The organism is Sphingomonas sp. IC-11, assembly GCF_021043365.1.
Taxonomy (GTDB): domain Bacteria; phylum Pseudomonadota; class Alphaproteobacteria; order Sphingomonadales; family Sphingomonadaceae; genus Sphingomonas.
Window position 1 is genome coordinate 435,692 of record NZ_JAJNDU010000001.1, and the last position, 12,764, is coordinate 448,455.

11 protein-coding genes are annotated in these 12,764 nt (G+C 64.1%); 9 read left to right on the top strand and 2 right to left on the bottom strand.

The features are described from left to right. Window positions 1-115: 115 nt before the first annotated feature. The 3 genes from LQ954_RS02030 to LQ954_RS02040 are packed head-to-tail and all read left to right on the top strand — an operon-like array spanning window position 116 to window position 2,574. Window positions 116-760, top strand: coding sequence for a Tim44/TimA family putative adaptor protein (locus LQ954_RS02030; RefSeq protein ID WP_227771475.1), 645 nt, complete (start codon window positions 116-118; stop codon window positions 758-760). A 28-nt stretch (window positions 761-788) separates the two neighbouring features. After that, complete coding sequence (locus LQ954_RS02035) at window positions 789-2,039, top strand: murein transglycosylase A (RefSeq protein WP_231021695.1); 1,251 nt, start codon at window positions 789-791, stop codon at window positions 2,037-2,039. A gap of 31 nt (window positions 2,040-2,070) precedes the next feature. Then, window positions 2,071-2,574: a Smr/MutS family protein gene (locus tag LQ954_RS02040; protein WP_231021697.1), complete on the top strand. Its 504-nt coding sequence runs from the start codon at window positions 2,071-2,073 to the stop codon at window positions 2,572-2,574. 81 nt (window positions 2,575-2,655) lie between these two features. Here LQ954_RS02040 and LQ954_RS02045 read toward each other — a convergent pair whose 3' ends face one another. Then, window positions 2,656-4,824: a primosomal protein N' gene (locus tag LQ954_RS02045; RefSeq protein WP_231021699.1), complete on the bottom strand. Its 2,169-nt coding sequence runs from the start codon at window positions 4,822-4,824 to the stop codon at window positions 2,656-2,658. A 58-nt stretch (window positions 4,825-4,882) separates the two neighbouring features. Between LQ954_RS02045 and LQ954_RS02050 the strand changes: the two genes are divergently transcribed. The 6 genes from LQ954_RS02050 (at window position 4,883) to LQ954_RS02075 (ending at window position 11,821) form a co-directional block, all read left to right on the top strand. After that, a complete protein-coding gene (locus tag LQ954_RS02050) occupies window positions 4,883-5,767 on the top strand; it encodes a tyrosine-type recombinase/integrase (protein ID WP_231021701.1) in 885 nt (294 codons plus the stop codon). A 51-nt stretch (window positions 5,768-5,818) separates the two neighbouring features. Continuing rightward, window positions 5,819-6,019 (top strand): CsbD family protein, encoded by a 201-nt coding sequence (locus LQ954_RS02055; protein WP_231021703.1) that lies wholly within the window; start codon window positions 5,819-5,821, stop codon window positions 6,017-6,019. 151 nt (window positions 6,020-6,170) lie between these two features. After that, window positions 6,171-7,250 (top strand): alanine dehydrogenase, encoded by a 1,080-nt coding sequence (ald, locus tag LQ954_RS02060; protein ID WP_231021705.1) that lies wholly within the window; start codon window positions 6,171-6,173, stop codon window positions 7,248-7,250. Between the two features lie 495 nt (window positions 7,251-7,745). After that, window positions 7,746-8,996, top strand: a complete 1,251-nt coding sequence (locus LQ954_RS02065) for an EAL domain-containing protein (protein WP_227771482.1) — start codon at window positions 7,746-7,748, stop codon at window positions 8,994-8,996. A 47-nt stretch (window positions 8,997-9,043) separates the two neighbouring features. Next, window positions 9,044-11,380, top strand: coding sequence for a tetratricopeptide repeat-containing sensor histidine kinase (locus tag LQ954_RS02070; RefSeq protein WP_231021706.1), 2,337 nt, complete (start codon window positions 9,044-9,046; stop codon window positions 11,378-11,380). A gap of 54 nt (window positions 11,381-11,434) precedes the next feature. Next, window positions 11,435-11,821 carry a response regulator gene (locus tag LQ954_RS02075; RefSeq protein WP_227771484.1) on the top strand — a complete coding sequence of 129 codons (387 nt, stop codon included), beginning with the start codon at window positions 11,435-11,437 and terminating at the stop codon, window positions 11,819-11,821. Here the strand turns inward: LQ954_RS02075 and LQ954_RS02080 are convergent, their stop codons facing one another. Continuing rightward, on the bottom strand, window positions 11,822-12,760 hold the full coding sequence (locus tag LQ954_RS02080) for a D-2-hydroxyacid dehydrogenase (RefSeq protein WP_231021708.1): 939 nt from the start codon (window positions 12,758-12,760) through the stop codon (window positions 11,822-11,824). Window positions 12,761-12,764 lie beyond the last annotated feature (4 nt).

Here is a 12,764-nt window from a genome sequence, read left to right on the forward strand (position 1 = left end):
CCGCGCGCGTCAGGCGCGGCGCCTAGCAGCGAGGCCGCATCGTTTCAACGGCGGCAGCCATTTGAAACCCGAGGCGTTGGCGACTATGTTGAGACCTTAGCGTATCGGAGGCCGGGTGTTTTACATAGTCCTGCTCGCGATGGTTGCAGCATTCCTTGCGCTCCGGCTCTATTCGGTGCTGGGCAAGCGTACGGGGCATGAGCAGCCGTTGCCAAAGCCCGCGGAGGAGCGGGTCGTGCCGGCTCCACTGCCGCGCGCGATCGAGAAGACGAGCGAACCGCGCGAGCCGGCCATCAAGCCTTTCGAAGGCAACGCCGAGCCCGGCATTCGTGCCATCATCGCTGCCGAACCCGGTTTTGACGTCGCCCGGTTCCTGGACGGTGCTCAGGCCGCCTACCGCATGATTTTGGAATCCTTTTGGAAGGGCGACGAAGCCGCACTGCGCGATCTGGTCGCGGCGGACGTCGGTCGCGCCTTTGGTGATGCGATTGCGCAGCGAAACGAAGCTGGTGAAGTTCTCGATAATCGGCTCGTGTCGATCGAACGGGCCATGATCACGGGTGCTTCGCTGCAGGGCAAGGACGCGCGTATCACCATTCGCTTCGATGCCCTGATCGCCGCGGTCACTCGTGACGCGGAGGGCAATGTGATTGCCGGTTCGACCAGCGATGCCGTCGAGACCCACGATGTGTGGACGTTCGCGCGTACCCTGCGTAGCAGCGATCCCAATTGGAAGCTGTCGGACACCGACGAAGCTTGAGCATCGTGGTTTGAACATCGGGGGCGTAATGCTGGGTCGTGGTGGTATTGCGCTGTTGGCGGCGTTGGCGCTGTCGGCATGCGTCGGCGGTGTTGTGCCGCCCACTTCTTCCGGCAGCGGTCCGGTCGCAAGGCCAAGTTCCCCAACCCGTCCTGCCGGGCCTGTTCGTCAGCCGGTTCCCTCGACGCCGCTGGCGCCGATCCCCAGCACCGCGGTGCCAGATGCGGTTACTGCCGTAACGGCCGGCCTGGCTGCTGGCCCCTCCGTATCCAGCCTGCCGATCACCAACGAGGGTGCCGAGCGTGCGCTTGCGGCCTTTCGTATCAGCTGTCCCTCTCTGGTTCGCCGCACGGACCCGACCGGGCTGACCCGCGGCGCCGACTGGAAGCCTGCCTGCGATGCCGCCGCGCGGGGCGGGGACGCACGCGCCTTTTTTGCGCGCTGGTTCGAAGCGGTGCAGGTCGGCGACGGCAAGGCTTTCGCCACCGGCTATTATATTCCGGAAATCGCCGGTTCGCGCAGTCATCGCCCCGGTTATGCACCGATCTACGCGCGCCCGAGTGATTTGGTTGACGTGGATCTCGGGCAATTCTCCGCCGACCTGAAAGGCAAGAAGATCCGAGGTCGGGTCGAGGGCACGAATTTCGTGCCTTATTACGATCGCACTATGATCGAGGAAGGCGCACTCACCGGAAAGGCCCGTATCCTCGGCTATGCCGTCGATCCGGTGGAGCTGTTCTTCCTGCAGGTGCAGGGTTCGGGCCTTGTCCGGATGTCGGATGGCGACGTGCTTCGGATCGGATACGACAGCCAGAACGGGCGCGACTATACTGGCATCGGCAAGCTGATGCTTGATCGTGGCCTGATCGGCCGCGGCGAGGCAAGCATGCAGGGCATCGTTGCTTGGTTGCACGCCAACCCCGAACAGGGGCGTGCGATCATGCGCGAGAACAAGAGCTACGTTTTTTTCCGCGTGCTGGATGGCCCGCCGCTGGGGGCGATGGGCCTGCCGGTGTCCGATCAGGCCACAGTTGCTGCCGATGTGCGCTTCGTTCCGCTGGGCGCCCCTGTGTTCCTGTCCATGGATCGCACGGACGCCACCGGCCTGTGGGTGGCGCAGGATACTGGCGGGGCAATCAAGGGCACCAATCGGTTCGACACGTTCTGGGGTGCGGGTGATGAGGCGCGCGCGATTGCCGGCGGTATGAGCGCGCGTGGCACGGCATTCCTGTTGGTGCCTACCGGCACGCTGGCCCGGCTTGGTGTCGCGCGGCCTTAATCCTGAAGAGGCTGCGCTCTGGGCGCGGGTAATGGCAACGGTTCGCCCGCTCCGCGCGGTCGCCCCGGCAGCCGTGCCGAAGCCGGCTCCCGTGGTCGAGCCGCCCAGGCGCCCGGTCGGCCGTCTTCCCACGCGGCCGCTGCCCGCGCCCAAGAAGGCGGCAGACTTGCCCAAGCGGCCTTTGCCGGGGATCACGCTTGATGCCGGTTGGGACAAGAAGCTGGCGCGCGGGCTGGTGACGCCGGACGCCACGATCGACCTACATGGGCACACCTTGCACTCTGCCCATGATCTTCTGGATGGGGCGCTCGCCCGTTCTGTTGCGCGGGGTGACCGTGTCATCTTGCTGGTGACGGGCAAGCCGCCGCGTCCCGAGAGCGAGCGTCCGCATGCGCGCGGTGCTATCCGCGCCGCGATTGGTGATTGGCTGGCCGGTTCGCGTCACGCAGGCTCCATTGCCGCGGTGCGCGGTGCTCACCCGCGGCACGGAGGGCAAGGCGCGCTTTACATCGTTCTGCGGCGGTTGCGGGGCTGACCGGAGGGCCAGCGAGCACACGCGTCCGGTGACGAAGTGCAACCGCGATGATGGCGCTGCTAAGCTTCTCCGACCGATCCGTCAGAGGAAGCTGTATGGATCCACATCAACGGCGACCCGCACCTTGGACGGCCAGTCCAGCGCGCCGAGCCAGCCACGGATCACTTCCTGCACATCCAGCGCCCGGCGCGCATGAACCAACAACCGGAACCGATGCCGGCCACGCAGCATTGCGAGCGGGGCCGGTGCCGGACCATAGACGTGCATGCCGTCCACCTCAGGAGCGCTGCGCCCGATCAGCCGGGCGGTTTCCTGCGCGGCGGCCTGATCCTCGCTCGACACGATGATTGCCGCATAGCGCCCGAAAGGTGGCGCCCCCGCTTCGCGTCTGGCGTCCGTCTCTGCTTCGTAGAACGCCTCCGAATCGCCAGTCACCAGCGCCTGCATCACCTGCGCTCCCGGTGAGTGAGTCTGGATGAACACGCGCCCGGGCTTCTCCCCGCGACCTGCTCGGCCGGAAACCTGGCGGATCTGCTGAAACGTCCGCTCCGCGGCGCGCAGGTCACCGCCCTCCAGCCCAAGATCAGCGTCGACCACACCCACCAAGGTAAGGTTGGGAAAGTGATAGCCCTTGGTGACCAGCTGAGTGCCGACCACGATGTCGATCGCGCCAGCCTCCATCCGGCCGACGAACTCGGCCGCTTTCGCCGGAGACCATATCGTGTCGGAGGTGACGATCGCCACCCGCGCTTCCGGGAACAGCGCGCTCGCTTCGTCTGCGATTCGCTCCACGCCTGGGCCGCAGGCGACGAGGCTGTCTTCCTCGCTGCATTCCGGGCAAGCCCGCGGCACTGGTTCGATATGGCCACAATGGTGACAGGCCAGACGGCGGGTCAGCCGGTGTTCGACCATCCAAGCGGTGCAGTTCGGGCATTGGAAACGGTGGCCGCAGTGTCGGCACAGCGTTAGCGGAGCGTAGCCGCGGCGGTTGAGAAACAACAAGGATTGCTCACCGCGCTCCAGCGTCTCCTCCAGCGCCTTCACCAGTGGTGGGGCAAGCCAGCGGCCGCGATCCGGCTTGTGCTCCAGCAGGTCGAGCGCTTCGATCGCCGGCATTTCCGCCAAGCCGAAGCGCCCCGGCAGCTTCACCTCCGCATAATTGCCGAGCGTGACTTGCTGGCGAGTCTCGATCGCGGGGGTGGCGGAGGCGAGAATGACAGGGCAGCTCTCGAACTTGCCGCGCATCACCGCCACGTCGCGCGCGTGGTAATGGACCCCGTCCTCTTGCTTGAAGCTGGTCTCGTGCGCTTCGTCGACGACGATCAGTCCGAGGTTTGCGTATGGAAGGAAGAGCGCCGATCGCGCGCCCACCGTCACACGCGCGTCGCCGCTCGCGATGGCACGCCAAGCGCGCCGCCGCTGCGTGGAGCGGAGGCCCGAATGCCACGCCACCGGTTCGCATCCGAACCGATCGTGGAAGCGCTTCAGGAACGGTTCGGTGAGTGCAATCTCGGGCAGCAGGACCAGAACCTGCCGATCATGCCTGAGCGCCTCGGCCACCGCCTCAAAGTAAACCTCCGTCTTGCCGGAGCCGGTAACGCCATCCAGCAGCGTCGGGCGAAAGGCATGGGCTGCCACATTCCCCATGAGCACGTCCGCGGCGGCGCGCTGATCGGCGGAGAGGGTCGGGGGTGCATGCTCCGGATCGGGCAGGGGATAGGGGCTGTCGATATCCACCTCGACCCCTTCGATGGCGCCGACTTTCACCAGCCCTCGAATCACCCCGTCCGACACGTCGGCGATTGCCGCCAGCTCCCGAATCAGGCCTTGGCGATCGCCGATTCGCTCGAGTGCTTGTTCTCGCTGAGCGGTCATGCGCTCGGGGATGTGCCCGGTCGCGCGATATTCAATGACGTGCCGCGAGCCCTCCAGTGCAGAGGTCGACGACAGGGCCATTCGCGCGACCGAGGCCGGTGGCGCGAGATAATAGTCAGCGGTCCATTCAATCAGCCGACGCAGTGCCGGCCGGAGTGGCGGAGCGTCGGCGACGGCAAGCAGGTTACGCAGGCGATTGTCGCCCACCTCAGCATCCGATGGCAGTCGCTCCCGCTCCCAGACGACGCCCATCAACTGACGGGGGCCGAGCGGGGCCACGACGATGGATCCCGGCTCTACCGACATGCCATGCGGCACACGATAGTCGAGCGGGCCAAGGGCGGAATTGAGTACGAGAACGCGGGCACGGGACATGCGAGCACGCATATGGGGTGCAGGCGACTCGGAGGGAAGCGGGTGATAGAAAGGCGAGGTGGAAGACCTACCAACGCTCTACGCTACGCATCTCAACCGTCATCTGCGGCGATCCATTCATACGGTGCGTGCCTATCGTGCCACGGCCGTTCGCTTCCTGGCGTTCATGAATCGCCACTTGGGCGGTCCTGTCGATCGCGAGGCGCTGACGAACGTAACGCCGGCCGACTTGCGCGCGTATCTGGCGCATCGCCGCGGGGAGGGGCTCAGCAACGCCTCGGCGGCCCGCGAATTGTCGGCGGCGCGCGACTTTCTCGATTGGGCCAATGGTGAGGGGAGCGCCCCGAGAATGAAGGGGCCGCGTGTGCGCAAGGGCGTGCCGCGTCCGATCGCCCCGCATGAGGCCGTGGCCCTGGCCGAAGAAGTGGGTGATGCCGCGCGATTAGAATGGGTCGGCAAGCGGGATTGGGCGTTGCTGCTGCTGCTTTATGGCGCGGGGTTGCGGATCGGCGAGGCGCTCGCCCTGACGGGCGCGTCGATGCCGCTCGGAGAGACGATCACCGTCAACGGCAAGCGTGACAAGGCTCGGGTCGTTCCGCTGTTGCCTCAGGTGCGAACGGCAATAGAGGCCTATCTGGCGGTGTCGCCATGGCCGGTTGAGCGCGACGCACCGCTGTTCCGCGGTGCTCGCGGCGGGGCTTTGTCACCGGGGGTGGTGCGAGCGGCGGTTCGCGCCGCCCGGGCAACGCTTGGCTTGTCAGATCGAACCACGCCTCATGCGCTGCGTCATTCATTCGCCACTCACCTCCTAGGCCGCGGTGCTGACTTGCGATCGCTGCAGGAGTTGCTCGGTCACGCCAGCCTTGGCTCAACCCAGATCTACACCGCGGTGGACGCCGCGCATCTGCTGGACGTTTATCGCAACGCCCATCCCCGCGCCTGAGGGAACATCGATGTTCCCCTCCCGTTTCCCTGTTTTGGACAGGAGGCAATCATGGGTGAGTTGGTCGACAAGATTAAAGGCAATTTGAACGAGGCTGTTGGCAAGTCCAAGCAGGCGCTGGCAGACAAGGATCCGGCGACCCGGACCGCGGCTGACGAGCGTCTCGAGGCCGAAGGCGCTGGTCAGGAGCTGAAGGGCAAGGGCCAGCAGTTCATGGGCAAGGTCAAAGGCGCGCTGGGCGACGATATCTAACAGCGTCGTCGCGCCGGCGCCGCGCGCATTGCATATCCGGTGCGCGCAGCGCCGGCGGGTATCATCGGAGCAGCAGCCGTAGCGACTTCCCGGTGCTGGCGCGGCGACGCTGGCGCTCATAATCGGTCTCATCGATCACCAGGAGACTTGCATGCGCGTCGGTGTGCCCAAGGAGATAAAGAACCATGAATACCGCGTTGGCCTGACGCCGGGCGCGGTCAGGGAGTATGTCGCGCGCGGGCATGAGGTGCTCGTCGAAACAGGGGCGGGCGCCGGCATCGGTGCTGACGACGGTGCCTACACGGCCGCCGGCGCGGTAATCATTTCCACTGCCGAGGAAGTGTTCGCCACCGCAGAGATGGTCGTGAAGGTGAAGGAGCCCCAGCCGGGCGAGTGGGTACAACTGCGCGAGGGCCAGATCCTCTTCACTTATCTTCACCTCGCCCCCGATCCGGAGCAGGCAAAAGGCTTGATGGCATCGGGCGTGACGGCGATCGCCTATGAAACTGTTACCGATCGCAATGGCGGGCTCCCGCTGCTCGCTCCGATGAGCGAGGTTGCCGGACGGTTGTCGATCGAGGCCGCTGGCTCGGCCCTGATGGCCTATAATGGCGGTCGCGGCGTCCTGCTCGGTGGTGTTCCGGGCGTGCCGCCGGCGCGAATTGCTGTGCTCGGCGGGGGTGTGGTTGGCACCCAGGCCGCGCGCATGGCGGTCGGGCTAGGTGCAGAGGTCACCATCATCGATCGATCGCTGCCGCGCCTGCGTCAGCTGGACGAACTGTTTGGCGGCCGTGTGCGAACGCGCTTTTCCACCCTGGAAGCGATTGAGCAGGAGATCGCCGATGCTGATGCCGTCATCGGCGCCGTGCTGATCCCCGGGGCTTCCGCGCCCAAGCTCGTTACACGCGAGATGCTCGGTGGGATGAACCAACGCGCGGTGTTGGTGGATGTCGCAATCGATCAGGGAGGTTGTTTTGAAACCAGTCACGCCACCACTCACGCCAATCCTACCTATGAAGTGGACGGTGTGATTCACTATTGCGTGGCAAACATGCCCGGTGCCGTTCCGCTGACATCCAGTCATGCTCTCAATAATGCCACCTTGCCGTATGGTTTAGCGCTGGCGGAGAAGGGCATTGCTGCGTGCGATGAGGACCCAGGACTTATGGCGGGCCTGAACGTGCGGGCCGGTAAAATCGTCAATGAGGCCGTGGCACGAAGCCTCGCTTGATTCGGTCGCCTGAACAGAGCTTCGACCGCGAAATGTTCAAATAGAAAACCCCCGTCCAGCATCTGGATCGGGGGTTTTCTGTTCTCGGTAGCTGACGAGCAGCGACGTTGAACTTTTCACTGACTTTGTCGGCGAACCCACCCTTGCGACCCTGGAGAAAGGCTGCCTAGCCGCAGCGTTCTTGGTGCCATTCGGGTGGTTTGAACCCTTTACCAGGGCTTAATGTCCGAACCGCCGTAGATCAGGGCGAGAATGAAAGCGAGCATCTTGAACTCCCTAGTTATTAACGTCCACAGGACGCGCTTTATAGTTAACAAGCCGTTTACCAATATTCAAGAGAGTTTATAAAAGACAGCATTGCTGTCCTAACTTCCGCTCGCAAGTTAAGGGTATTTTCAAATCTGCTGAGTAATCCGGACCGGTATGGTCGGTTCAGGCATCAAACCTGCGCAGGTGCCCGTCGTGCGAGGCGGCTCGCTGACGTGTTTGCCATCCATGTTGGCGCAACGGCCGGCGTGGCGGTTCCTCGTTCTTGCCGAGATCGCGAATTTTGCCGTGGTTCGTCGGTATGTCGGTTGCGCGCGCAGCAACATGCTGGTCGCGGACGTGTCTTCCCGACTTTCGCAGACAGCGCCCGAAATGCGGCTCACGGTTGTCGGGCGCACTACGTTGGAACTGGCGTTCGAGGGCGAGGAGGCGACTGAGCTTGACCGAACGCTGGATCTGCTACGATCGGTGTGTGAAGAGCCATTCGTCCTCGACGGCGAAGTTTACCGACTGGAAATCTGCTTCGGCGCTGCCGCCGGTCCTTCTGCGAATCTCGACGACGTTCGTCTTGCTGAGGAAGCGGAAGCGGCGCTGGCGGAGGCTCGTGCGGCCCATGTTCCGGTCCGTCATGACGTTGGAGCGCTGGGCGCTCGTGAGATTCGGTCGCTGATTGATGAGTTGAGAGTGGCAATCGCTGAGGAACAACTCTTCCTCGCCTATCAGCCGAAGATCCATGTCCGCCGACAGGAGATTGGCAGCGCCGAAGCGTTGGTGCGCTGGCAGCATCCATCGCGCGGCCTAGTCCTGCCAGGTGATTTCATCGGTGCCGCGGAAGAGGGCGGGCTGATTGATCAACTTACGATCTGGACGATAGAGCGTGCCATTGCAGATCAGCGACGCCTGCTGGCCGGTGGACATGACCTGCGCATCTTCATCAACATCTCTGGCCAATTGCTCGGTGATCAGGCGTTCGTTGATGCGGCCTGTCGTTTGGTAGCGGAAGCGGACGCCAAACTCGGGTTCGAGGTTACAGAAACCTCCGTTATTCGCGATCCCGCGTCGGCCATCGCGAACCTACAGCGTTTCGCAGACATCGGCATTGTCATCGCGATCGACGATTATGGTGCCGGGCTGTCCAGCCTCGCATATTTGAAGCAATTGCCTGCGCGCGAGCTGAAGATCGACAAGCTGTTTGTGACTCAGCTGACCAGCTCCAACCGCGATCCGCTGATCGTCCGCTCCACCATCGACTTGGCTCACGCCCTTGAGATGGAGGTGGTCGCAGAGGGCGTCGAAACGCATGCCGCGCTTGCGCTTCTTACTGTCATGGGTTGCGACATGGTCCAAGGCTTCCTGATCAGTCGTCCGATCTCGCTTGAAGCGCTGATGACCTTCCTGGAGGAGGATCGGCATCATTTCGTGTCGCAGGACACGCGGGCAACGTTCAACGCCTTGGCCACTGCGTGGAAGCGCGGTTGATAACGCCGTTTAGGCGAGGGTGGCTGCTCACCCTCGCATTGCCTTTGATGGTGGCCGCCGCCGCGCCCACTGTGCGGATTAGCGATCCCAAGTTTGAAGCGCTCGCCGCCTCGGTTAAGGCTGGCATGCTGACCGATCCGGCAGAAGCGGTCGCCGAGTCGCGGTCTGCGCTTGCCTACGCGCGCCGTGCCGGATCTCTCCAGATGGAAGCCACGGCGCTGTGGCTGATGGGTGAAGCTTATAGCCGCGTTATGCAGCCTCAGCGTGCTGCTGAGGCACTGGCAGGCGCACGGCGAACGGTCGAAAAGATTGCTCCCGGCACGCAGCTTCACGCCGACATCCTCCTGTCGGAGGGGGGCGTGCTATATGCGACTGGGCAGATCGGTCGGGCGCTTTCCGACTTGCGGCGCGCTCACGATTTCTTCCGTAACCTCGGCGACACCCGAAGCCGGGCGAAGACCCTGATCATGATCGCCTTGGTCCACGCCACAGGCAACGATTACGAGGGCGCGCTTCGCTATTACGACGAAGCGATGGATGCCTATCGCGCCGATCCCGGGTTGTCGGTCGCCATTCACAACGGTCGCGGCATGGCGCTTCGGGAACTGGGTCGCCTTGGTCGCGCCAGCACTGAACTGACCAAGGCGCTCGCCTTTGCGCGCGACATGAAGAGCCCGGCGCTCCAGGCGCAGGTGATGATCAACATGTCGGAAGTGCTTCTCGCCAAGGGAGATGTGGCGGCTGCACAACGCACCATCGCCGAGGGTCTCACCCTGGCAAGCAAACCTGGCGCCGCCGCCCACCGCAGCGGCTTCATCGCGCTTGCGGCGCAGGCGGCGTTTGAACGCGGTGACCTCGCGGCGGCAGAACGCCTTATCACGGAGCGGTTCCAGGGCCAGGATCTCGACAAGACACTGCCGCCCGATCGCTCCGCTCATGACACAGCATACCGCATCTATGCGAAGCTCGGCAGGAGCGACCTCGCGGTCCGGCATCTGGCTGCCCTGAAGCGGCTCGACGATCAGGCCACCGCGACGGCCCGGTCCAATAGTGCCGCCATTGCCAGTGCGCAGTTCGACTTTGCCAATCAGGAACTGCGAATCGCTCAGCTGAAGGCGGAGGATCTTCAGAAAACGGTGGCATTCGAGCGTGCCCGCGCCCGAACCCAGCAATGGTTGTTCCTGGGCACGTTGCTCATCATCGCTCTGCTCATCTTCGGCATCGTGACCATCCGGCGCAGCCGTAACGCACTGGCGCGGACCAACACGGCGCTGGGCAAAGCTCTGGCTGCGAAGACTGAATTTCTGGCCACTACCAGTCACGAGATCCGTACGCCGCTCAACGGCATCCTTGGCATGACTCAGGTGATGCTTGCCGATCCGAAAACCGATCCTCCCACGCGCGATCGGCTGTCGGTCGTGCATGGTGCCGGCATGACGATGCGCGCGCTGGTGGATGACATCCTCGATGTCGCGAAGATCGAAACCGGTCGCATGACGATCGAGGAAGCACCGACCGACATCAGGCGCACCATCCAGGAAGCGGCGCGCATCTGGGAGGATCAGGCCCGCGCGAAGGGGCTTGGCTTCTCCCTCGATCTGGAAAACGCGCCGCATTGTGCCGTCGCCGACGCGACCCGCCTGCGTCAGATCGTGTTCAATCTTTTGTCGAACGCGGTGAAGTTCACCGCCAGCGGTCATGTGAGCGTGACCGCCAAGATCGTGGATGATCGCTGGCGCCTGGTGGTGACGGATACCGGCATCGGGATCGCACCGGACAAGCACGAGATCATCTTCGAGGCGTTCCGCCAGGCTGATGCCGGTACGACCCGGCAATTCGGCGGGACCGGGCTGGGATTGTCCATCTGCCGCAATCTGTCACGCGCCATGGGCGGCGACGTGATTGTCACCAGCATGGAAGGGGCGGGCGCTACCTTCGTCCTCGACCTGCCGTATGAGCCTGCAGTACTTGACGAAGTGGCGGCGGCGCCCGGCGCAGGCGTGCTGGTCGTTGACCGCAATCCAATCACTCGAGCGATGTTGAAGGCGCTGCTCTCCCCGGTCGGCGGCGCCGTGTCCTTCGCGGGTACCGCCGAGGAGGCCCGGGAAGCAGTCGCGGCGCGGTCGCCCGCAACGCTGTTGCTGGACGACGCAACACTGCGCGCCAGCGAGGATCCCATCGGAGCGGTACGCGCGCTGGCGCAGGCTGCACCTGCAGCGCGGATCGCCCTGCTGGGCCCGCGGCTTGAGGTGCTGGAGCAAGCGCGGCTGGGTGAGGCCGGCGTTTCGCGCTTCATCATCAAGCCGATTGGCAAAGAAGCACTCGTTCAGGCCCTGTTTAGCGACGAACCGGACGTCTCCGCTCTTGTTTCCCACGCGGCTTGAGACAATAACAGCGCTGGCAATGGAACGATTAGCCTGCCTGTTCGGCCTGCGGCCATGAACGTCCTGTTTATCGAGGACGATCGGATGAACCGCCGCGTGGTCCGCGATATGCTTAACGTGGCCGGAGCGGACATGATCGAGGCAGAGAGCGCCGAGGAAGGGCTGCGCCTGCTCGACGATCAGGAGTTCGATATGCTCCTGGTCGATCTGCGCATGCCCGGCATGGATGGGATCACCGCCATTCGGCATATTCGTGCGCGGCCGGATCAGAAGGGGCGCGTTCCGATCATTGTCGTTACCGCCGATACTGCGGTCGATCTGCGCGAGCGCTGCCTTGTCGCGGGCGCAGACGAGGTGATCTTCAAGCCCGTCGCAATGGACAATCTGTTCGACGCGATGGGCCGCGTGCTCGCGGCCCATGACGGCGGCTTGATCGGCTGATCAATAGCCGCGGTCGAGATCGGCGACATTCTCCATCGGTCGTCCGGTGCGATAAGCCTCCAGGTTGCGCAGGAACATGGCGCCCGCGCGCTGGAACATCTTGGTCTGGCTGCGTCCCGACAGGTGCATGGAGATCATGCAATTGGGCGCTTTCCACAGTGGGTGATCGGCCGGAAGCGGTTCCGGATTGGTGGGGTCGAGAAAGGCGCCGCCCAGCTTCCCGCTGTGAATAGCCGCGAGCAGCGCATCGTCGTCGATCATGTCGCCACGTGCGATGTTGATCAGCCAGGCCCCCGGCTTCATTGCCGCAATCTCTGCCTCGCCGATCATCGACTTCGTCTCCCCGGTGGAGGGGGCCGCGAGCACCACCCAGTCGAACTCGCCCAATCGTGCGCGCCAGGCATCAGGGGTCAGCGTGCCATTGCTGCCCGAGCGGGTCACGCCAGTAACCTCGACGCCAAACGCAGCCAAACGATCACCGATCAGGCGCCCGATCGCACCATATCCGATCACGATCGCCTTGGTGTCGGCAAGCTCGATCTTGCCGGGCGAATCGCGGAGCCACTCGGCCCGGTCCTGTGCGCGAATCACTTCGTCCAGGCGCTTGGCCGCGGCCAGCACGCCTAGCACGGCATATTCGGCCACCGCGATCGCGTTAATACCGACGCCATTGGTGAGTGTGGCTCCGCGCGCGCGCAGCACATCCAGCGGGAAGGCGTCGAGCCCGGCGTAGATGGTCGAGACCCACTTCAGCCCGTCTCCCGCGGCGCGAAGCGTCTCTTCGGTCAGCTTGGTCGGCTGCATGTCGACCCAGGCGATCTCTGCATCGGCAATCATCGCCTTTGCGTCATCAGGGCTCGACCACCAGGCAACGTCGAGATCGGGCGGGAGCTGCGGTTCGAGCAGCGGACGGGCGATTGCGGGGAGAACAGCCTTCATGACC

Bases quoted from the DNA above. Each gene is read 5' to 3' on its own strand.
- LQ954_RS02075 (WP_227771484.1), top strand. From the start codon at position 11,435: ATGAACGTCCTGTTTATCGAGGACGATCGGATGAACCGCCGCGTGGTC.
- LQ954_RS02045 (WP_231021699.1), bottom strand. From the start codon at position 4,824: ATGTCCCGTGCCCGCGTTCTCGTACTCAATTCCGCCCTTGGCCCGCTC.
- ald (WP_231021705.1), top strand. From the start codon at position 6,171: ATGCGCGTCGGTGTGCCCAAGGAGATAAAGAACCATGAATACCGCGTT.
- LQ954_RS02070 (WP_231021706.1), top strand. From the start codon at position 9,044: ATGGTGGCCGCCGCCGCGCCCACTGTGCGGATTAGCGATCCCAAGTTT.
- LQ954_RS02035 (WP_231021695.1), top strand. From the start codon at position 789: ATGCTGGGTCGTGGTGGTATTGCGCTGTTGGCGGCGTTGGCGCTGTCG.
- LQ954_RS02065 (WP_227771482.1), top strand. From the start codon at position 7,746: ATGTTGGCGCAACGGCCGGCGTGGCGGTTCCTCGTTCTTGCCGAGATC.
- LQ954_RS02080 (WP_231021708.1), bottom strand. From the start codon at position 12,760: ATGAAGGCTGTTCTCCCCGCAATCGCCCGTCCGCTGCTCGAACCGCAG.
- LQ954_RS02040 (WP_231021697.1), top strand. From the start codon at position 2,071: ATGGCAACGGTTCGCCCGCTCCGCGCGGTCGCCCCGGCAGCCGTGCCG.
- LQ954_RS02055 (WP_231021703.1), top strand. From the start codon at position 5,819: ATGGGTGAGTTGGTCGACAAGATTAAAGGCAATTTGAACGAGGCTGTT.